Here is an 18044-nt window from a genome sequence, read left to right as displayed (position 1 = left end):
CAGGAGAAACCATGCTCGCCAAAGCGATCCGGATCGCCGCCACCGGCGGCCCAGAAGTGATGGAATACGTCGACGTCGAGGCGCCGGCGCCCGGGCCGGGCGAGGCGCGCATCGTCCAGCACGCGATCGGCCTGAACTTCATCGACGTGTATTTCCGCACTGGCCTGTATCCGCAGCTGCTGCCCGGTTTTCTCGGCAAGGAAGGCGCGGGCGTGGTCGAGGCGGTGGGCGAGGGCGTCACCCACGTGCGGCCGGGCGACCGCGTGGCCTATGCCGGCGGGCCGCTCGGCGCCTATGCCAGCGTGCGCACCATGCCGGCCCGCTTCCTGGTCAAACTGCCCGACGCGATCGGCTTCGAGACCGCGGCCGCCATGATGCTGCAGGGCCTGACGGTGCAATACCTGCTGCGCCAGACTTATCCGGTCAAGGCCGGCGACACGGTCCTGTTCCACGCCGCGGCCGGCGGCGTCGGCCTGATTGCCTGCCAGTGGGCGCGCGCGCTCGGCGTGCGCCTGATCGGCACCGTGGGGTCAACGGAAAAAGGCGCGCTGGCGCTGCGCCACGGTGCGGCCCACGTCATCAATTACAACACCGAGGACATCGTGGCGCGCGTGCGCGAGCTCACCGGGGGCGAGGGCGTGCCGGTGGTGTACGACTCGGTGGGCAAGGACACCTTCACCGCCTCGCTCGATTGCCTGCGCCGGCGCGGCCTGATGGTCAGCTTCGGCAACGCCTCGGGCGCGGTGGAGCCGTTCGCGCCGAGCGAGCTGGCGCGGCGCGGCTCGCTGTTCCTGACCCGGCCGACCCTGTTCGACTACATGAGCACCCAGGAAGAGCAAGAGGCGATGACGGCCGAGCTGTTCGACATGGTCGGCAGCGGCAGGGTCACGGTCGAGGTGCACCAGACCTTTTCCCTGGCCGAGGCGGGCAAGGCGCACCGCGCGCTGGAAGCGCGCCGCACGACCGGTTCGACGGTGCTGCTGCCATGAGGGACACGCGCGATGACGAGCCGCGGCCGCCGTCCGCGCCGCCGTCCGGCGACGGCGCGCCGAAGTTCGGGCGCCTGCTGATCGTGCTGGTCCTGGCCATGCTGGTGGTGGTGGCGCTCACTTTCGGCTCCGAAGCCTATTTCACCTGAGTCCATGGAGGGCTTCAACCGCGCATACGGGCAAGTCTTCGTCCCGGGCCGCCTGACGGTCGGGCTGATGACGCCCATGGCGGGCGGACCCGGCGCCGTGGCCGACCTCGCGCTGGCGCAGCAGCATGCGCGCCTGGCGGATGCGCTGGGCTTTGGCGCCCTCTGGACCCGCGACGTGCCATTGATGATCCCGCAGGGCAGCGCCAACGAGACCGTGGCGCTGGACGATCCCTTCCTGTGGCTGGCCGCGCTGGCGGCGGTGACGCAGCGGATCGCGCTCGCCACCGGGGCCATCGTGCTGCCGCTGCGCCATCCGCTGCACGTGGCCAAGGCGGCCCTGAGCCTGGACCGGATCAGTCACGGCCGTCTGCTGCTGGGCCTGGGTTCGGGCGATCGTCCCGAGGAGTTCGCCCGTTTCGGGGCCGGTCTGGACACGCGCGACGCCGCCTTTCGCGACCATTGGAACACCGTGCGCGCCGCGCTCGAACCGGCGCCGGCCGCCGCTTCGGACGACGGGCAGTACCGCGTGCTGCCCCCGCCGCAGGCGCGCATCCCGATGCTCGCGGTCGGCAGCGCGCGACAGTCGCTGCAGTGGATCGCCGCGCATGCCGATGGCTGGGCCAGCTACCATCGCGAGGAAGACCGCCAGAAAGGCCGGATCGCCCTGTGGCAGATGGCGCAGGACCAGCGCGCGCCAGGCCTGCGCAAGCCCTTCATCCAGTCGGTGCAGCTGGACTTGCTGGACGATCCGGCGGCGCCGGCCGAAGCGATCGAACTCGGCCTGCGCACCGGCCGCCACGCGCTGGCCGCCTATCTCGAACGCATGCGCGACCTCGGCGTCGCGCACATCCTGTTCAACCTGCATCGGGGAGCGCGGCCGGCCGCGGACGTCCTGCACGAACTGGGCGCCCAGATCCTGCCGCGGCTCTAGGCGCGTGCCGGCACGGGTGGCGCCGCCACGTAATTCGTTCTGCGCTCGCCATGCCGTCCGCATGCGCGGCGCCAGGATTGCTGGAGCCGCGAAGGGCTTTGTCTCGGACACCGGCCGGGAAAAAGAAGGCTTTTCATGCTGTGAGGCGCTTCCAGGACGGCATGTGGCGGAAATGCGGGCAGGGGGTGTACATACGGCACAGCGGCGGTGCTAGAATCGCGGCCATGGACACCCCTGCCCCGAAGGCCGCTCCGGCTGCCGTCCGCAAGAGCCGCAAGGGCGCCACGCCCACGGTGCGCGACGTCGCCCGCCTGGCCGGCGTGGCCCCGATGAGCGTCTCGCGCGCGCTGAACCATCCCGATTCGGTCTCGCCCGAGATCCTGCGGCGCGTGCGCGAGGTGGTGGACCGGGTGGGTTACGTGCCGAACCTGCTGGCCGGCGGCCTGGCATCCAAGAAAAGCCGCATGGTGGCAGCCGTGGTGCCGACCATCAGCAGCTCGGTCTTCCTCGAGATGGTGCAGGCGCTCACCGACGGCCTGGCCGCGCGCGGCTACCAGCTGATGCTGGGCCAGGCCGGCTACGAGAACTCGCGCGAGGACGCGCTGCTCGAGGCCATCATCGGGCGCCGTCCGGACGGCGTGGTACTCACCGGGATCATGCACTCGGAGCAGGGCCGGCGCCGCCTGCTGGCCAGCGGCATCCCGGTGGTCGAGACCTGGGACCTGACCGACAGCCCGATCGACATGCTGGTGGGCTTTTCGCATGAGCAGATCGGCAAGGCCGTGGCCGAATACCTGCATGGGCGCGGGCGCCGCAGGATCGCCGCCATCAGCGGCGACGACGAGCGCGCGGCGCGCCGCAACCGGCATTTCGCCGACACCGTGCTGGCGCTGCAGCCCGGGCTGGGCCTGGACCGGGCCGCGGTCCCGACCTGCATCGTGCCGGCGCCGGCCTCGCTCGGCAGCGGCCGCGCGGGCCTGGCAGAGCTGCTGGCGCGCGACCCCGGCATCGACGCCGTGTTCTGCAGCTCCGACATGTTGGCCCAGGGCGTGCTGCTCGAAGCGCTGGCGCAGGGCATCAGGGTGCCCGAGCAGCTGGCCGTGGTCGGCTTGGGCGACCACGCGTTCGCGTGCGACCTGCATCCTCCCTTGACCACGGTGCGCATCGACGGCACCGCCATCGGCGCCGCCGCCGCCCGCTTGATCATCGACCGCGCCGAAGGCCGGCCGGTCGAGGAGCCGGTGCGCGACGTCGGTTTCGCCATCGTCGAACGCGCCAGCACCTGACACGCCCGCCAGCGCATCGACTTCCTTCTCGAGATGCCGGCGTCATCCCCGCGCAGGCGGGAATCCAAGTGCCGCCGGCGCTGTCGAAACGCGTGCAAAATTGGATCCCCGCCTGCGCGGGGATGACGTGGTGGTGGTGGTGGTGGTGAATCAGGCGGCCGGGATCAGCCCTTCGGCTGCTGCGTCACCTCGACCCGCCGCGCCACGCCCGATGGCCCCGGGAAGCCCTCGAAGGCGCTGTGCACCAGGGCCGGCATGATGTCCGGCGTCGACATATTGCGGCTGGTGTTATGCACCGTGACGTCGAACAGGCGCTTGCCGTCGCGCGCCGACTTGATCGAGACCTGCAGCTCGCGCCGGTAGTGGTGCTCGACCGAGGTCTGGTAGGCCGGATACGGACCCCAGAACGGATCGTAGAACGGGCTGTACCAGCCGCCCCAGTAGCGGCGGTGCAAGCCGCGGTAGCCGTAGCCGAAGCGCGCGCTCGGATAGAAATATGGCGTCATGACCGGCTCCAGCACGCGCACCGGCAGGTCGGTGGTGGTAAAGCGCATCGCCACCGTCAGCGCCGGCGTGGCGCCCTCGGCGTCGCGAAAGCCCTGGCGCGCCAGCTCGGTGCGCACCAGTTCCTGGTAGCTGCGCCATTCCAGCGTGTCGTCCTGCGGCGGCGGCACCTCGAAGACATAGCTCTTGTCTTCCATCTGCGCCGGCCATTGGTGGAAGGTCGTCACGTCGCTGCGGATGGTGGTCGCGCAGCCGCCCAGGAGCAGCGCAAGCGCCGTGCCGGCGGCGACCATGATGAGGCGTTTCATACCGATCTCCAAAATATTCTGCGGAATTTCCCCGATGATCAAGTTTACTGCTTGTTCAAGATCAATGAACCGGGTTTTACACCCCGTTACCGTGCATACACTGCGATACATGGAATCAAACGGAGCACAGGAAAAGCTTGTTGGTAAAATAAGCACTTCTCCACTGTGTTCTTGGACTCTTCCTATGCGCACCGATACGCCCCAGACCATTTACCGCAAAGACTATACCCCGCCAAGTTATCTCGTGGATACTGTCGAGCTCGGCTTCGACCTGGATCCCGCGCGTACGGTCGTGGCCAACCGCCTGACCATGCGCCGCAACCCGGCGGCAAGCGGGCGGGCCATCGAGCTGCATGGCGAAGAGATCGAGCTGGTGGCGCTGCGCCTGAACGGCAAGGCCCTCGCCGGGGCCGACTACACGCTGGCCGACAATCTGCTGGTCATCCACGAGGCGCCCGACGAGGTGGTGCTCGAGATCGAAACGGTCTGCGTGCCCGAGCAGAACACGACGCTCAGCGGCTTGTATGTATCGAATGGCAACTTCTTCACCCAGTGCGAGGCCGAAGGCTTCCGCCGCATCACCTATTTCCCGGATCGCCCGGACGTGATGGCCAAGTACACCGTGATGCTGCGCGCCGACAAGGCGCGCTACCCGGTGCTGCTGTCGAACGGCAACCTGATCCAGGAAGGCGAACTCGACGACGGGCGTCACTATGCGCTGTGGGAAGACCCGTTCAAGAAGCCTTCTTACCTGTTCGCGCTGGTGGCCGCCAGGTTGGTTTGCCAGGAAGAAACCTTCCGCCTGGCGGACGGCCGCGACGCCCTGCTGCAGGTGTGGGTCGAAGAGGGCAACCTGGACAAGACCGACCATGCGATGCAGTCGCTCAAGCACAGCATCCGCTGGGACGAGGAAAAATACGGCCTCGAGCTCGACCTGGACCGCTTCATGATCGTCGCCACCAGCGACTTCAACATGGGCGCGATGGAGAACAAGGGCCTGAACATCTTCAACACCAAGTTCGTGCTGGCCAACCCGCGGGTGGCCACCGACGTCGACTTCCAGGGCATCGAGGCGGTGGTGGCGCACGAATACTTCCACAACTGGACCGGCAACCGCGTGACCTGCCGCGACTGGTTCCAGCTGTCGCTGAAAGAAGGCCTGACGGTATTTCGCGACCAGGAATTCACGGCCGACATGATCGGCACCGACACCGGCCGCGCCGTGACCCGCATCGACCAGGTGCGCACGCTGCGCCAGCACCAGTTCCCCGAGGATGCCGGCCCGATGGCGCACCCGGTGCGTCCCGACTCCTTCGTGGAGATCAACAATTTTTATACGGTGACGGTGTACGAGAAGGGCGCCGAAGTGGTGCGCATGTACCACACCCTGTTCGGCGAGGAAGGCTTTCGCAAGGGCATGGACCTGTACTTCGCGCGCCATGACGAACAGGCGGTCGAGTGCGACGATTTCCGGCGCGCGATGGCCGACGCCAATGGTCGCGACCTGACCCAGTTCGAACGCTGGTACAGCCAGGCCGGCACCCCGGTGCTGCGCTTCGAGGGCCGCTGGGACGAGACCGCCCACACCTACACGCTCAAGCTGGTCCAGTCCTGCCCGTCGACGCCGGGGCAGCCGGACAAGCTGCCGTTCCACATCCCGGTCGCGGTCGGCCTGCTCGACGCCGCCGGCAACGACATGCGCCTGGTGGAAGGAGGCGTCGACCGCGGCGCGACGGCGGTGCTCGAGCTGACCCAGGCCGAGCAGACCTTCGTCTTCACCGACGTGAAGGAGCAGCCGGTGCCGTCGGTGCTGCGCGGCTTCTCGGCGCCCGTGGTCCTGCAGGGCAGCTATACCGACGCCGACCTGCTGCACCTGTTCAGCCATGACAGCGACCCGGTCAACCGCTGGGAAGCGGGCCAGCGCCTGGCCATGAGCCGCCTGCTCAAGCTGACCGGCGAGGCCCAGGCCAAGGGCAACAGCGGCGCCAGCCTGAACCTGGACGAGACCTTCATCGAGGCGATGCGCAAGGTCCTGGTCGACGAGACCCTCGACCCGGCCTTCCGCGAGCAGGCGCTGATGCTGCCGTCCGAGGGCATGGTGGCCGAGCAGATCGACGGCGTCGACCCGCTGGCCGTGCACATCGCGCGCCAGTTCATCCGCGCCGACATCGGCGCGCGCCTGCGCCGCGAGCTGCTGGCGCAGTACGAGGCCAACCTGACGCCGGGCGCGTACAGCCCGGACGCGGCGTCCGCCGGCAAGCGCGCGCTCAAGAACCTGGCGCTGTCCTACCTGAACGCGGCGCCCGACGAAGAGAGCGTGGCGCTGGCCCAGCGCCAGTTCGCCGATGCCGACAACATGACCGACCGCGCCGCCGCGCTGAGCGCGCTGATCGCATCGCGCGTGCCGGAAGCCGCCGACGCGCTGGACGTGTTCTACCAGGAGTTCCAGAACGAGGCCCTGGTGGTGGACAAGTGGTTCATGATGCAGGCCGCGGCTCCGACCACCGACGTGGCGGCGGTGCGCGCGCTGATGCGCCATCCGGCCTTCACGCTGCGCAACCCGAACCGCGCGCGCAGCCTGGTCGCCGCCTTCTGCATGAGCAATCCGGTACAGTTCCATGCGCCGGACGGCAGCGGCTACGCCTTCTGGGCCGAGCAGGTGATCGCGCTCGACGCGCTCAACCCGCAGATCGCGAGCCGCCTGGCGCGCGCCATGGACCGCTGGCGCCGTTACGCGCCGGCGCTGCAGGAGCAGATGCAGGTCGCGCTGCAGCGGGTGGCGGGGCAGGACAAGCTGTCGAACGACGTGCGCGAAGTGGTCACCAAGGCACTCGCCAATTAAAACAATCCAAACCCAACCTGAGGAAGTCATGAAACGCGTAAGTTTGACGCAGTACCTGGTCGAAGAGCAGCGCCTGCACCAGAACATCAACGCCGAGCTGCGCCTGCTGATCGAGGTCGTTGCCCGCGCCTGCAAGCGCATCAGCTATTCGGTGAGCAAGGGCGCGCTGGGCGAAGTGCTGGGCAGCGCCGAGACCGAGAACATCCAGGGCGAAGTCCAGAAGAAGCTGGACGTGATCTCCAATGAGATCCTGCTGGAAGCGAACGAGTGGGGCGGTCACCTGGCGGCGATGGCGTCCGAAGAGATGGAAACCATCCGCCAGATCCCGAGCCGTTATCCGATGGGCGAATTCCTGCTGCTGTTCGATCCGCTGGACGGCTCGTCGAACATCGACGTCAACGTCTCGATCGGCACTATCTTCTCGGTGCTGAAGGCGCCGGAAGGCATGGCCCAGCCGACCGAGCAGGACTTCCTGCAGCCCGGCACCGCCCAGGTGGCGGCCGGCTATGCGGTCTATGGTCCGCAGACCATGCTGGTGCTCACCACCGGCAACGGCGTGCACTGCTTCACGCTGGACCGCGAGATGGGTTCCTGGGTGCTGACCCAGAGCGACATGCAGATCCCGGTCACAACCCGCGAATTCGCCATCAACATGTCCAACAAACGCCACTGGTATCCGCCGGTGCAGCGCTACGTGGACGAGCTGCTGGCGGGCAGCACCGGCCCGCGCGGCAAGGATTTCAATATGCGCTGGGTGGCCTCGATGGTGGCCGACGTGCACCGCATCCTGAACCGCGGCGGCATCTTCATGTATCCGGCCGACCTGCGCGACCCGCAGTCGCCCGGCAAGCTGCGCCTGATGTACGAGGCCAACCCGATGGCGATGATCGTCGAGCAGGCCGGCGGCGCCGCCACCGACGGCCAGGGCCGCATCCTGGACATTCCGCCGACCAAGCTGCACCAGCGCGTGCCGGTGTTCCTGGGCTCGAAGGAAGAAGTCGAAGTCGTCACGGGCTATCACCAGGGCTGAATCGCTGGTTTTCGGTCGATAATGCGGCACGCTAGCGATACGCACTAGCAAGTTTGCCGCATTGTTTGCTAGAATATGGTTCTTTCGTCACGGCAGCTCCATCGCCGTGCGCCGAAAGGCAAGGCGAAGCACAGGTTTCGCCGCTGTAGCTCAGTCGGTAGAGCAGCGCATTCGTAATGCGAAGGTCACCAGTTCGATTCCGGTCAGCGGCACCAAGATTTGCAGGATGAAGGGTTACAGGCTTCGGCATGTAACCCTTTTTTCTTCTCGGCGTAGTCATGTTGTCGTGTAAACGCTGTGTAAAGCGGCTAAGCAAATACTTGACCCTGTCCGCTGCGTCTTTATTCTGGCCATTCTTCATTTTTGGCATGGACTGTCAGCAGGTCAATCCTCGCATGCTCTTCCCGGTCCGAACATCGAGGCCGACGTAGCATGAGTAGCCTTCGCCCTTCGTCCAGAGGCAGCTAAGATCACCCTTGCTTCGCTGCCGTTGGTCAGGGCCAGCGCCGCAGGCGTCTTTCAAGTCCGGGCCAAGATGATCGAACAAATCCTTCGCGAGCGGCCCGGTCACCATCAATGACAATTTCCTGTCCTTCTCTGTCGGCGGCGTCGAGTCGCCGATGCTGCCGCCGTACATGTAAAAATCGCCGGTGAGCGGTTTGGCCAAGTATCGACCCTGGCTCTTGCTGTCGCCTGCATGGGCGATCGATGCCAGCGCTATTGCTCCAGCAAGACAAGTCAAACGAAGGTTCATGGCCGCTCCCAAAGTCCGATGTGAAGATGATCATCATGGTCGGGCCAGGGTTTCACGAGCGGCCCGCAGACCTCGCGTACCTTGGGGTCGTTGAAGTAAATGATCCTGACGATCGGGTGCTGTAAAAACAGACCGACCAGTTTGATCGTGGCCGCTTGATCATAGATCGGATCCCTATACGAGCACCGGGCGGCTTGGCCGACCAACTTGTCTTTGCGGACAGGGCGAATGTCCATCTCGATACCCTTCATATGGGTGGCGTGGTCGAACCTGAGGCCACCGGCCACGCTGATGTTACCGATGCCGAACTTTCGATCATCAATCGCCTGCCACTCCCGTTCAACCGAGAAGATCACGGACAGCATGTTGGGATGGGCGTATTGAGCCAGGTGTCCGGTTCCGGGAATGCCTTTGAGGTTGCCATACACGTAGTACCCCGCTTCCTCTGGCGCTTGGGGAAGCATGAAGTGGCCCAGGTGATCGCGTGGTTGAATGGGTATAGGCATGGCTTGCCCTCATGCGCAGCACTTCTTGGCCGCAAGGTCCCAACCCCCTGAGGTACTGCCACTGGCTCCGCCGCCGATCTTCTGCTGGACATACGTCCACTTGATCTTGGAAAAGCACAGCCCTATCTCGTCCTGGAGCAGGCCACCGTCATGCATTATTTGGTCCATGTGGGACAGCAACACATTCTCCAGTTCGACCTGGTAGTACTTCACGGGCTTGCCATCGCTGTCGGCACGCATGAACTCCAGCTTGGCCTTTGGAATGGTCTTTCCCATCGAGCAGTGCTGCATGAGGACCGGCGAGGCGAGGTCGGCCAGTTTGGTGAGCGAGAGGGTGCGATGCTCGCAGTGTCCGGTCGTGTGGCCCCCTGCGGTCGACACGCTGGTGACTCGGGGTTGCGTCACGCCCCAGTGAGTTGAGGCGACTTCAATCCAGCCTTGATGTGCTGAATCGGCCGACTCCCCTTTGATGCCGTCAATTTGCAGGTATGCGTCGAGTGCCATGTACTGTCTCCGATGGTTGAGTCCATCAGCAATTCTTCCCGAGTGGCACTGACAGGGGTTATGACCGCGCAATGGATTGGCGTGACTTATCCTTTGGTTTGTGCGACTGCAACTGATCGGGGGACTACCCCAGCAAGACAAGCTAAACGAACTTCATGGCTGCTCCCATGTCCGATGTGACGATGATCATCATGGTCAGGAACCTGCGTCCACCGCGCACACTGATGTTCCCGATGCCGAACTTCCGATCATCGATCGCCTGCCACTCCCGCTCAACCCGGAAGATCACTGACAGCATGTTGGGACGAGCATGCCGAGCCGGTTGTCCGGTGGGCGGTAGCTGAATCCGCGTCACCCCCGTATTTCACGACCACGGCGCAGCTGGACCGCTGGTGGCAGCGATCCGCGTGCTGGCGCGTGAACGTGACTCAGCTCGGCTGGGGGTCTTCGGTGGCGGCTTCCTGCAGGCCGCGCACCAGGCTCGAGGCGCTCGGGTTGTCGACGAAGACGCAGCGCTTGCCGTGGCGCTTGCAATGGTCCTTCACGCGCCAGTAGGCGCTGTGGCTGATGCAGCCGGTCTGGCAGATCACCAGGTCGGCGGCGGCCAGGCTGGCGTCGAGCCGGCTGCTGCTGTCCTCCAGGCCGCCGTCGTGGTGGGCGAACTGCGCGCCGACGCGTTCGATCATGGTGCGGTAGACCGGCACGCTGCTGCTGCGGCCGCCGACGCACAGCACGCTGCGATTGTCGAGGCGCACCGGCGTCGCGACCGGCGCCGCCTGGACCGGTTCGGGCGCGGACCCGGCTTCCTGTGCCGGAGCAGGGGCGCGCACCGCCTTCAGCTCGGCCAGCTGGGCGCGCAGCGCCTGTTCGCGCGCCTCCATCTGCGCCACCCGCTCGGCCAGGCGCTCGCGCGTCTCAAGGTCGGGAATGCTGGCCTGCAGCCGCGCCAGTTCGGCGCGCAGGGCCTGGACGTCGCCGTCGCGCGCGATGGTCGCCGCCCGCGCCGCCCGCAGCTGGTTGTCGAGGCGTTCGCTCTCGAGCGCCTTGTCGTGTGCCAGCGCATTGCAGCGCTCCTGCAGGCGCACCATGTCGCGTTCGAGGCGCGCGTTGTCGGCGAGCACCGCATTGAACTTGTTGATGTCGGCGCGCGCGCAAGCCCCGGCCTGGTGCTGCACCATATGGATGTCGCGGCACATCTTTTCTTCGAGCGCGGTGGTGCAGCGCGGATGCGACAGCCCGGCCCAGAACGCCCCGGCGACGTCCCCGGCGGCTACCGCGGCATCCCACATGGCCCCGACCTCTCCGGTGGTCTTGGCGGCGCGGAAGCGCTGGACATGCTGCGCATAGCGGCGCTCGAGTTCCTTCTGCACCGCATCGGCGAGCGGCGTGCGCATCGCGCACTCGCTGACGGTGCCGACGTGGATGTCGTAATCGTCATGCAGCACCTTCCCGCCAGTCACCTTCTCCACCAGCTTGCGCAAGCCGCCCAGCGGCAACCCGACTCCGACCAGCGGGCAATGGCATGCATGCGACAGCTCCCACACGCGCCGCCGGCGCGAGCCCTGGGCAGCGTCCGCAGGGCAGGGTACCTTCGAAGCGTGTTTGTCGCACATATCGTTCCTTTCGACGCAGATGATGGCATTAAATGATAATGATTCTCATTCATTATTCTAGCTTACCCACCGCGTCGCGCAAGCGAAATCTTCATCCGTGCGTCCTCAGCCCGCATACACGTGGATCCGCGTGGACCTGCCGATACGCCTGACGGTGCGCGCCCTGGTCGCGTTCGCCCATTATCCGCACATGCAGGGGCGGCCGAGCATCACGGATGCGGCCCGCGTCGATTATTGATGCCTGACCCGGTACGCGCACGGCGCCCCGGATGCTGCCGGCCTTCCTGCAGGGCGATCGTGCGCGGATGAGCGAATGCCATCTGCTACACTCGACCGATTGTTTTCCTTGACCGTACCGCATTGATCCAGACCGTTCCCTCCACCGACCTTCCGCCCGTGCTGGCCGGCCCGATCCTGCGCCGCCTCGAGCCCGGCCGCCTGCTGCTGTGGCTCGTCGGCAGCGAGGCGCTCGACCTGACCCTGGAGCTGGCGCCGCAGGGCGCTGCGGCGCGCCGCCTGCGGCTGGATGGCGCGGCGTGCCGCGTCATCCGCGTCGGCCGCCATGCATACGTGCACCTGATCGACGTCGCCCTGGAAGAGCCGCTGGCGCAGGACGTGCTGGTCGAGTACGACCTGGTCCTGGACGGCGGCGCAGGCATCGCGCACTGGGCGCCGCACCTGCTGCATGCAGGCACGAGCCGGCCCAGCTTCGTCCTGCGCAGCCGCATGGACGACATCCTCTACGGTTCCTGCCGCAAGCCGCACCACGAGTCGCGCGACGGCCTGGCCTGCGCCGACGCGCTGCTGGCCGGCCGCATCAAGGAGGCCGACGCGCGGCCCGCCATGCTCATGCTGTGCGGAGACCAGGTCTATGCCGACGACGTGGCCGGCCCGACGCTGGCGGCCATCCACGCGCTCATCGAGCGCCTGGGCCTGTACGGCGAATGCCTGGAGGGCGCGGTGGTGGAAGACAGCGAGGCGCTGTATGCCCACCCGGCCGGCTACTACCGGCGCCAAGACCTGCTGCCCGCGTTCAAGTCGAACGACGCCTTGCGCGACCGCTTCTTCGGCGGCTCGGAAAAGCCGATCTTCACCACCGCCAATGCCCACAACCACCTGGTGACGCTGGCCGAGGTGATGGCGATGTATCTGTTGGTGTGGTCGCCGGCGCCGTGGCAGATCGTGGGCGAGCCCGCGATGCCGCCCTTGAAGCCGAAGCACGTCGAACGCTGGCGGCGCGAGGGCGCGGCCATGCGGGGTTTCTGCGCCGACCTGCCGCAAGCCGCGCGCCTGCTGGCGCACGTGCAGACCCTGATGATCTTCGACGACCACGACATCACCGACGACTGGAACCTGTCGGCGAAGTGGGAGACCACCGCCTATGAGCACCCGTTCTCGCGCCGCATCATCGGCAATGCGCTGGTGGCCTACATGCTGTGCCAGGGCTGGGGCAACCGGCCCGACGTGTTCGGCGAGGCGCTCGACGCGCTGGCGGACCTGAGCGCCACCCCGGACGCCGGCGGGCGCCTGGCACCGGGCGCGCAGGATGCGCTCATCAACCGCCTGCTCGCGTTTCGCCAGTGGGACTACATGCTCCGCACCCAGCCCGCCATCATCGTGCTCGATACGCGCACGCGGCGCTGGCGCAACCGGCGCACCCCTGGCCATCCGTCGGGGCTGATGGACTGGGAATCGCTGAGCGAGCTGCAGCACGAACTGCTCGACGAGACGGCGGCCGTGATCGTCTCGGCCGCGCCGATGTTCGGCGTCAAGCTGATCGAAGTGGTGCAGCGGATCGCCACCTTCGCCGGCCTGGCCCTCACGGTCGACGCCGAGAACTGGATGGCGCACCGCGGCGCGGCCAGCAGCATGCTCAATATCTTCCGCCATTCGCGCACCCCGGGCAACTACGTGATCCTGTCGGGCGACGTGCACTATTCCTTCGTCTACGACGTCGAGGTGCGCGAATCGGACCGCCCGCAGCATGTATGGCAGATCACCAGCAGCGGCATCAAGAACGAATTCCCGCGCCGCCTGCTCGACTGGCTCGACCGCCTGAACCGCTGGCTGTATTCGCCGCGCTCGCCGCTGAACTGGTTCACCAAGCGCCGCGACCTGGCCTTGCGTCCGCGCCTGCCCGACCAGCGCACGCGCGGCGAGCGCCTGTGGAACGGCGCCGGCATCGGCCAGGTATGGCTCGACGCCCAGGGCCGCCCGCGCCGCATCGTGCAGCACAATGCCGATGGCCGGCCATCGACCGAGTTCCTGGTGCTGGACGACGCCGAAGCCGCCACGCCGGCAGCCGAGGAATCGCAGCGCGCGGCCTAGAGGTTCCTAGTCTTTCAGGAGCGCGAGCGGCTGCCCGCGTGCCCAGCGGTTCGATGACAGCGAAAAGCTCAGGGCGCGCACCTGGTGATACCAGCCGGCCGGCACGTACAGCATGTCGCCGGGCTCCACGACGATCTCGACCAGCGCCGCCTGGCGCGCCAGGGGGAGGGCCTCGAAGTCCGGGGCTTCCGGGTCGAACGGGGAGCCGAACAGCAGCGGATTGGCCTCGCGTGCATACAGAAAGGCGTCATGGTGCGGCGGCGCCAGGAAAATCCGTTTGGTCCCCCACAGCTGGGCGAAGAGATTGTCGTCGTAGTCGCAGTGCAGCGGCGTCACCGTGCGCGCCGGGCCGATCCAGAAGCGCGGCGGCCCCATCTTGTCGAACCAGCTCGGCCAGTGGCATAGCCGGTTCAGTTCGCGCAGCGACAGGTTGCCCACATAGGGCGGCAGCTCCGGGGCGGCATCGGGCGGCGCCAGGTCGAGGTAGTCGCGCAGCAGCATGTCCTGCATCGCCCGGTCCGGCGCGAAGGCCGTCGTGACGTAGTCGCCGATGCGCGCGCGCACCGGGAGATGGCCGAATCGTTCGCGCAAGTCCTGCGCCGTGAGGTCGGCCAGCGGCCAGCGCTTGACGATGCCGGTGACCAGGAAAGGCATGCCGGCCGCCGCCCGCGCACGAAAGCCGGCCGCATCCAGCCGGGCCAGGCGCGGCACGGCGGTAAACCGGGGAAGCCGCCGCGCGGCCTGGCGGATGGCGTCGCGCATGGCGGCGATCGAGGCCACGCCGCGTACCTGCGCCGCCTTGTCGGCGTCGGCCTGTTGTTTTGCCGCCGCCTCGTCCGCTGCCGGCATGGCCTGGCGCGGCGGCAGGCGGCTGCCTGGAATGGTGTCTGTTGCCATGTGATGTCGTACGGGACGCCCGGGTGTGGCGAAACCACGTATGGTACTGCCAACACGCCCCTCACTCTGCCGCCAATGGATAAAAAGCAGCTTTTGCAGCGGATGGAACGGCTCTGTTAGTCAGCGCACGGTCTCTTAATACTGATCCATTGTATTTTTGGTATCGCGACGCAGTTGGTTCGATACTGCGCTCGTGACGAAACCCTCGAAGGGCGTCGCCCCGAGATAGGGACGAGCAGTCTGGGAGATCGATGGAATCTTTGCGGTGGCTTGAGGTCAGTGATGCAAGAAACTGATTTTGGGCATGACGCCGCGCCGCCATTGATGTATCGCAGGCAGCTTTCGTTCCGCGTCAAGTATCGGACTGATTCAAGGAAGAATGTGGTGATAGTCGAATATCGGTCTACTCCGCGTTGGTCACACATTTTATGAGGGATACATCATGGATAATCAAAAGTCTACCGAGGGTAAAGGCATCGACGCCAACAAGGCCGGTTCGAGCATCGGCAAAAGCCAGGACTCCAGCCTGAACAAGGGCACCACCGCTTCGTCGGGCAGCCTGCAGAGCGCATCGTCGAACCTGGGCAGCACCGGCTCGTCGCCGTCGTCGTCGAGCCAGCAAGGCGCTTCGTCGAGCGGCAATATGGGCAGCACCGGCATGGGCAGCACCGGCGCGTCGTCGGGTTCGTCGATCGGCGCGCAATCGTCGCAGTCGTCGTCCTCGTCGTCGAGCCTGGGCTCGGCCGCAGGCAGCAGCGGTTCGCTGGGCAACAGCGGCCTGGGCGCTTCGTCGTCGAGCCAGTCGGCATCGTCGACCCCATCGTCGGCTTCGTCGTCGGATTCGTCGACCGGCGAGCAAACGACGGTTGGCGGCATCAAGGCAGCGATCTCGTCGATCTCGCCAGATAAGGTGCACGCAGGTATCGACAAGGCAGCGCAAGCCGCCCAGCCGGTCGTCGAGAACCTGGCTTCGCGCGCCCATGCCGGCGTCGACAAGGTCTCTGGCCTGCTGAGCTCGGCTCAAGAGAAACTGGGTGGCGGTTCGGCCCAGCTGAGCGAACGGTGCTCGGACCTGTCGGCCCAGGGCAAGGAATATGTCAAGAACAACCCGGGCAGCGCACTGCTGGCCGCGGTGGGCGTGGGCTTCATCCTGGCCAAGCTGCTGGGTGGCTCGAGCGACCGTCACGAGTATCGCAACTACCGCGATTACCGCGACTGATCTCGATTGCAAAGAAGCGTGCCACCGGCGCGCTTCTCGCATGCCCGGTCGGCTTTCGCCGGCCGGGCTTTTTTTCGTTCGTGCAATTTCTTTTCGCTGATTTAACGCTTCCTTAACGCCTCACTAACATTTCGATGACAGCATGCAACTTAGCATGCAGGCCATGAACATCGAGAAACTTCGTCTGCCTGAAGGCATCAGTGGTACTCCGGCCATCGCGCGGCATCGCGCCGCCGGACCCGGGCGCATTACCGAATGGACCGGTCCGTTCGCGCCACTCGTCCAGTTGTTGTGCATCGGGCTGATTCTCCTGTCGGCTTTTCGGATCGCACTGGTCGTTTGGCAATGGCCGCGTGTGGCGGCGACCGGTATCGTGCCCGAGATCCTGCTCCAGGGCATGCGCGCCGACCTGATCCTGCTTGGCTACTTCATTGCCGTCCCGCTGCTGCTGGCGCCGTTGCTCGCGCATGCCCGCAGCGCCCGCCTGTGGCGCCGCGCCAGCGTGGCCTGGACCGGTTTCGCGCTGATCGTCATCGTGTTCATGGAAGTGGCCACGCCCCAGTTCATCATGCAATACGATGTACGGCCGAACCGCCTGTTCATCGAATACCTGGGCTATCCGCAAGAAGTGTTCGCGACCTTGTGGCATGGCTTTCGCACCGCGCTGCTGCTGGGCTGTGTGCTGACCGTCGTGCTCGGCATCGTCCTGGTGCGCCTCCTCAAGCGGACCGCGGCCGGCATGACGCCGTGGCCGAGCCGCAAGCTGCTGCTGGTGTGGCCCATCCTGTGCCTGCTGGTCTTCATGCAGGTCCGCTCCACGACCGGCCACCGCCCGGCGAACCCGGCCATGTTCGCCCTGAGCAGCGATGCGATGGTCAATTCGCTCGTCATCAACTCGGCCTGGTCGGTGCTCGATGCGATCCACGCGATGGACAACGAGGCGAAGTCATCCGAGATCTATGGCGACTTCCCGCGCGAGCGGGTCTTTGCCGAAGTCAAGGCGGCGCCCTGGCTGCGCGACTACCGCTTCCCGAATCCGGAACTGCCGACCCAGCATTACCAGCAGGCCGCGGTCCGGCGCGACAAACCGCTCAACCTGGTCATCGTGCTGCAGGAAAGCCTGGGCGCCACCTTCGTGAAATCGCTCGGGGGCCTGCCCGTCACGCCGGAACTCGACAAGCTCAAGGACGAGGGCTGGTGGTTCGAGCAGCTGTACGCCACCGGCACCCGCTCGGTGCGCGGCATCGAGGCGGTGGTGGCCGGCTATGCGCCGACGCCGGCGCGCAGCACGGTGAAATTGTCTCTTTCGCAGAACAATTTCTATACGCTGGCCGACGGACTGGGCCGCCAGGGCTATCACACCGAGTTCGTCTACGGCGGCGAGGCCCACTTCGACAATATGCGCAGTTTCTTCACTGGCAATGGCTTCCAGAACATCGTCGACATCGGCGACATGCGACCGCAATTCGTCGGCAGCTGGGGCGCCTCGGACGAAGACCTGTTCGACAAGTCGCTCGAGCGGCTCAAGACACTGCATGCACAGGATAAACCGTTCTTCAGCCTGATCTTCACGTCCTCGAACCACGAGCCGTTCGAATTCCCGGACGGAAAAATCGCCTTGCACGAGCCGAACAAGCAGACCGTGAACAACGCGGTCAAGTATGCCGATTACGCGCTGGGCAAGTTCATTCGCGAAGCGAAGCAGCAGGCCTACTGGAAGGACACCGTGTTCCTGATCGTGGCCGACCACGACAACCGCGTCTATGGCGATAGTCTGGTGCCGATCAAGAAATTCCACATCCCGGGCCTGATCCTGGGCGCCGACGTCGAACCGAAGCGCATCGCCACGATCGCGAGCCAGGTCGACCTGGCGCCCACCTTGCTGTCCCTGCTGGGCGTGTCCAGCACGCACCCGATGATCGGGCGCGACTTCGTGAAGGACGCGACGACGCCGGGCCGCGCGCTGATCCAGTTCAACGACTATTTCGCCTACCTGGAAGGAGCGCAGGCGACCGTGCTGCGGCCCGGGCAGGCGCCGCTGGCGGCGCACTACGACGCGGCCAGCGGACAATTCGATCCAGGCGACGGCGCGCCGGCCCGGGCCCAGGCGGACAAGGCGATGGCGCACGTGATGCTGCCGTCGCTGCTGTACCGCGAACAGCGCTACCGGCCGCGCTGACGGCG

The 18044-nt window shown here is 66.2% G+C and carries 16 protein-coding genes and 1 tRNA gene; 10 read left to right on the top strand and 7 right to left on the bottom strand.

Annotation, left to right across the window (positions count from 1 at the left end):
* Nucleotides 1–11 precede the first annotated feature (11 nt).
* The 4 genes from ABIB38_RS16930 to ABIB38_RS16915 all read left to right on the top strand — a co-directional run bounded on the left by ABIB38_RS16930 (nt 12) and on the right by ABIB38_RS16915 (nt 3355).
* Nucleotides 12–989, top strand: coding sequence for a quinone oxidoreductase family protein (locus tag ABIB38_RS16930; RefSeq protein ID WP_429205579.1), 978 nt, complete (start codon nt 12–14; stop codon nt 987–989).
* Nucleotides 986–1138 (top strand): hypothetical protein, encoded by a 153-nt coding sequence (locus ABIB38_RS16925; protein WP_429205577.1) that lies wholly within the window; start codon nt 986–988, stop codon nt 1136–1138. Before ABIB38_RS16930 ends, ABIB38_RS16925 begins: the two co-directional genes overlap by 4 nt.
* 4 nt (nt 1139–1142) lie before the next feature.
* Nucleotides 1143–2069 carry a TIGR03571 family LLM class oxidoreductase gene (locus ABIB38_RS16920; protein WP_429205576.1) on the top strand — a complete coding sequence of 309 codons (927 nt, stop codon included), beginning with the start codon at nt 1143–1145 and terminating at the stop codon, nt 2067–2069.
* A gap of 224 nt (nt 2070–2293) precedes the next feature.
* Nucleotides 2294–3355 carry a LacI family DNA-binding transcriptional regulator gene (locus ABIB38_RS16915; protein WP_429205575.1) on the top strand — a complete coding sequence of 354 codons (1062 nt, stop codon included), beginning with the start codon at nt 2294–2296 and terminating at the stop codon, nt 3353–3355.
* Between the two features lie 164 nt (nt 3356–3519).
* Here the strand turns inward: ABIB38_RS16915 and ABIB38_RS16910 are convergent, their stop codons facing one another.
* Complete coding sequence (locus tag ABIB38_RS16910) at nt 3520–4167, bottom strand: DUF4136 domain-containing protein (RefSeq protein WP_429205573.1); 648 nt, start codon at nt 4165–4167, stop codon at nt 3520–3522.
* Between the two features lie 184 nt (nt 4168–4351).
* Between ABIB38_RS16910 and pepN the strand changes: the two genes are divergently transcribed.
* The 3 genes from pepN to ABIB38_RS16895 all read left to right on the top strand — a co-directional run bounded on the left by pepN (nt 4352) and on the right by ABIB38_RS16895 (nt 8254).
* Nucleotides 4352–7009 carry an aminopeptidase N gene (pepN, locus tag ABIB38_RS16905; RefSeq protein WP_429205572.1) on the top strand — a complete coding sequence of 886 codons (2658 nt, stop codon included), beginning with the start codon at nt 4352–4354 and terminating at the stop codon, nt 7007–7009.
* A gap of 28 nt (nt 7010–7037) precedes the next feature.
* Nucleotides 7038–8039 (top strand): class 1 fructose-bisphosphatase, encoded by a 1002-nt coding sequence (locus ABIB38_RS16900; RefSeq protein ID WP_429205570.1) that lies wholly within the window; start codon nt 7038–7040, stop codon nt 8037–8039.
* A gap of 139 nt (nt 8040–8178) precedes the next feature.
* Nucleotides 8179–8254, top strand: a tRNA-Thr gene (locus ABIB38_RS16895).
* Between the two features lie 161 nt (nt 8255–8415).
* On the opposite strand, the gene ABIB38_RS16890 is transcribed toward ABIB38_RS16895, so the two are convergent.
* The 5 genes from ABIB38_RS16890 to ABIB38_RS16870 form a co-directional block, all read right to left on the bottom strand.
* Nucleotides 8416–8793, bottom strand: a complete 378-nt coding sequence (locus tag ABIB38_RS16890) for a hypothetical protein (RefSeq protein ID WP_429205568.1) — start codon at nt 8791–8793, stop codon at nt 8416–8418.
* Nucleotides 8790–9299 (bottom strand): hypothetical protein, encoded by a 510-nt coding sequence (locus ABIB38_RS16885; RefSeq protein WP_429205567.1) that lies wholly within the window; start codon nt 9297–9299, stop codon nt 8790–8792. Before ABIB38_RS16885 ends, ABIB38_RS16890 begins: the two co-directional genes overlap by 4 nt.
* A gap of 9 nt (nt 9300–9308) precedes the next feature.
* A complete protein-coding gene (locus ABIB38_RS16880; protein ID WP_429205565.1) occupies nt 9309–9803 on the bottom strand; it encodes an Hcp family type VI secretion system effector in 495 nt (164 codons plus the stop codon).
* Nucleotides 9804–9945: 142 nt separating this feature from the next.
* A complete protein-coding gene (locus tag ABIB38_RS16875; RefSeq protein ID WP_429205563.1) occupies nt 9946–10101 on the bottom strand; it encodes a hypothetical protein in 156 nt (51 codons plus the stop codon).
* A 130-nt stretch (nt 10102–10231) separates the two neighbouring features.
* Nucleotides 10232–11416 (bottom strand): DUF2325 domain-containing protein, encoded by a 1185-nt coding sequence (locus tag ABIB38_RS16870; RefSeq protein WP_429205562.1) that lies wholly within the window; start codon nt 11414–11416, stop codon nt 10232–10234.
* Nucleotides 11417–11812: 396 nt separating this feature from the next.
* On the opposite strand from ABIB38_RS16870, the gene ABIB38_RS16865 reads away from it, so the two are divergent.
* Nucleotides 11813–13744, top strand: coding sequence for an alkaline phosphatase family protein (locus tag ABIB38_RS16865; protein WP_429205676.1), 1932 nt, complete (start codon nt 11813–11815; stop codon nt 13742–13744).
* Nucleotides 13745–13750: 6 nt separating this feature from the next.
* On the opposite strand, the gene ABIB38_RS16860 is transcribed toward ABIB38_RS16865, so the two are convergent.
* Nucleotides 13751–14641, bottom strand: coding sequence for a cupin-like domain-containing protein (locus ABIB38_RS16860; protein ID WP_429205561.1), 891 nt, complete (start codon nt 14639–14641; stop codon nt 13751–13753).
* Between the two features lie 442 nt (nt 14642–15083).
* Here ABIB38_RS16860 and ABIB38_RS16855 point away from each other — a divergent pair, with 442 nt between their 5' ends.
* Together ABIB38_RS16855 and ABIB38_RS16850 are read left to right on the top strand one after the other, a co-directional pair.
* The gene (locus ABIB38_RS16855) at nt 15084–15860 is read left to right on the top strand and encodes a DUF883 family protein (protein WP_429205559.1); all 777 of its coding nucleotides are present in this window, start codon (nt 15084–15086) and stop codon (nt 15858–15860) included.
* 142 nt (nt 15861–16002) lie between these two features.
* Nucleotides 16003–18039 carry an LTA synthase family protein gene (locus ABIB38_RS16850; RefSeq protein ID WP_429205557.1) on the top strand — a complete coding sequence of 679 codons (2037 nt, stop codon included), beginning with the start codon at nt 16003–16005 and terminating at the stop codon, nt 18037–18039.
* The last annotated feature ends 5 nt before the right edge of the window (nt 18040–18044 follow it).

Origin of the sequence: Massilia sp. UYP11 (assembly GCF_050434805.1) — a bacterium.
In the GTDB taxonomy this organism is placed as follows: Bacteria; Pseudomonadota; Gammaproteobacteria; order Burkholderiales; family Burkholderiaceae_D; genus Telluria.
Note: the sequence above shows the minus strand (reverse complement) of the source record. Positions and strands in the feature narration are given on the sequence as shown.

What these genes read in the sequence shown, in the direction of transcription:
- ABIB38_RS16915 (WP_429205575.1), top strand. Translation starts at nt 2,294, where the DNA reads ATGGACACCCCTGCCCCGAAGGCCGCTCCGGCTGCCGTCCGCAAGAGC.
- ABIB38_RS16920 (WP_429205576.1), top strand. Translation starts at nt 1,143, where the DNA reads ATGGAGGGCTTCAACCGCGCATACGGGCAAGTCTTCGTCCCGGGCCGC.
- ABIB38_RS16850 (WP_429205557.1), top strand. Translation starts at nt 16,003, where the DNA reads ATGCAACTTAGCATGCAGGCCATGAACATCGAGAAACTTCGTCTGCCT.
- ABIB38_RS16900 (WP_429205570.1), top strand. Translation starts at nt 7,038, where the DNA reads ATGAAACGCGTAAGTTTGACGCAGTACCTGGTCGAAGAGCAGCGCCTG.
- ABIB38_RS16855 (WP_429205559.1), top strand. Translation starts at nt 15,084, where the DNA reads ATGGATAATCAAAAGTCTACCGAGGGTAAAGGCATCGACGCCAACAAG.
- ABIB38_RS16930 (WP_429205579.1), top strand. Translation starts at nt 12, where the DNA reads ATGCTCGCCAAAGCGATCCGGATCGCCGCCACCGGCGGCCCAGAAGTG.
- pepN (WP_429205572.1), top strand. Translation starts at nt 4,352, where the DNA reads ATGCGCACCGATACGCCCCAGACCATTTACCGCAAAGACTATACCCCG.
- ABIB38_RS16910 (WP_429205573.1), bottom strand. Translation starts at nt 4,167, where the DNA reads ATGAAACGCCTCATCATGGTCGCCGCCGGCACGGCGCTTGCGCTGCTC.
- ABIB38_RS16875 (WP_429205563.1), bottom strand. Translation starts at nt 10,101, where the DNA reads ATGCTGTCAGTGATCTTCCGGGTTGAGCGGGAGTGGCAGGCGATCGAT.
- ABIB38_RS16925 (WP_429205577.1), top strand. Translation starts at nt 986, where the DNA reads ATGAGGGACACGCGCGATGACGAGCCGCGGCCGCCGTCCGCGCCGCCG.
- ABIB38_RS16870 (WP_429205562.1), bottom strand. Translation starts at nt 11,416, where the DNA reads ATGTGCGACAAACACGCTTCGAAGGTACCCTGCCCTGCGGACGCTGCC.
- ABIB38_RS16860 (WP_429205561.1), bottom strand. Translation starts at nt 14,641, where the DNA reads ATGGCAACAGACACCATTCCAGGCAGCCGCCTGCCGCCGCGCCAGGCC.
- ABIB38_RS16885 (WP_429205567.1), bottom strand. Translation starts at nt 9,299, where the DNA reads ATGCCTATACCCATTCAACCACGCGATCACCTGGGCCACTTCATGCTT.
- ABIB38_RS16890 (WP_429205568.1), bottom strand. Translation starts at nt 8,793, where the DNA reads ATGAACCTTCGTTTGACTTGTCTTGCTGGAGCAATAGCGCTGGCATCG.
- ABIB38_RS16880 (WP_429205565.1), bottom strand. Translation starts at nt 9,803, where the DNA reads ATGGCACTCGACGCATACCTGCAAATTGACGGCATCAAAGGGGAGTCG.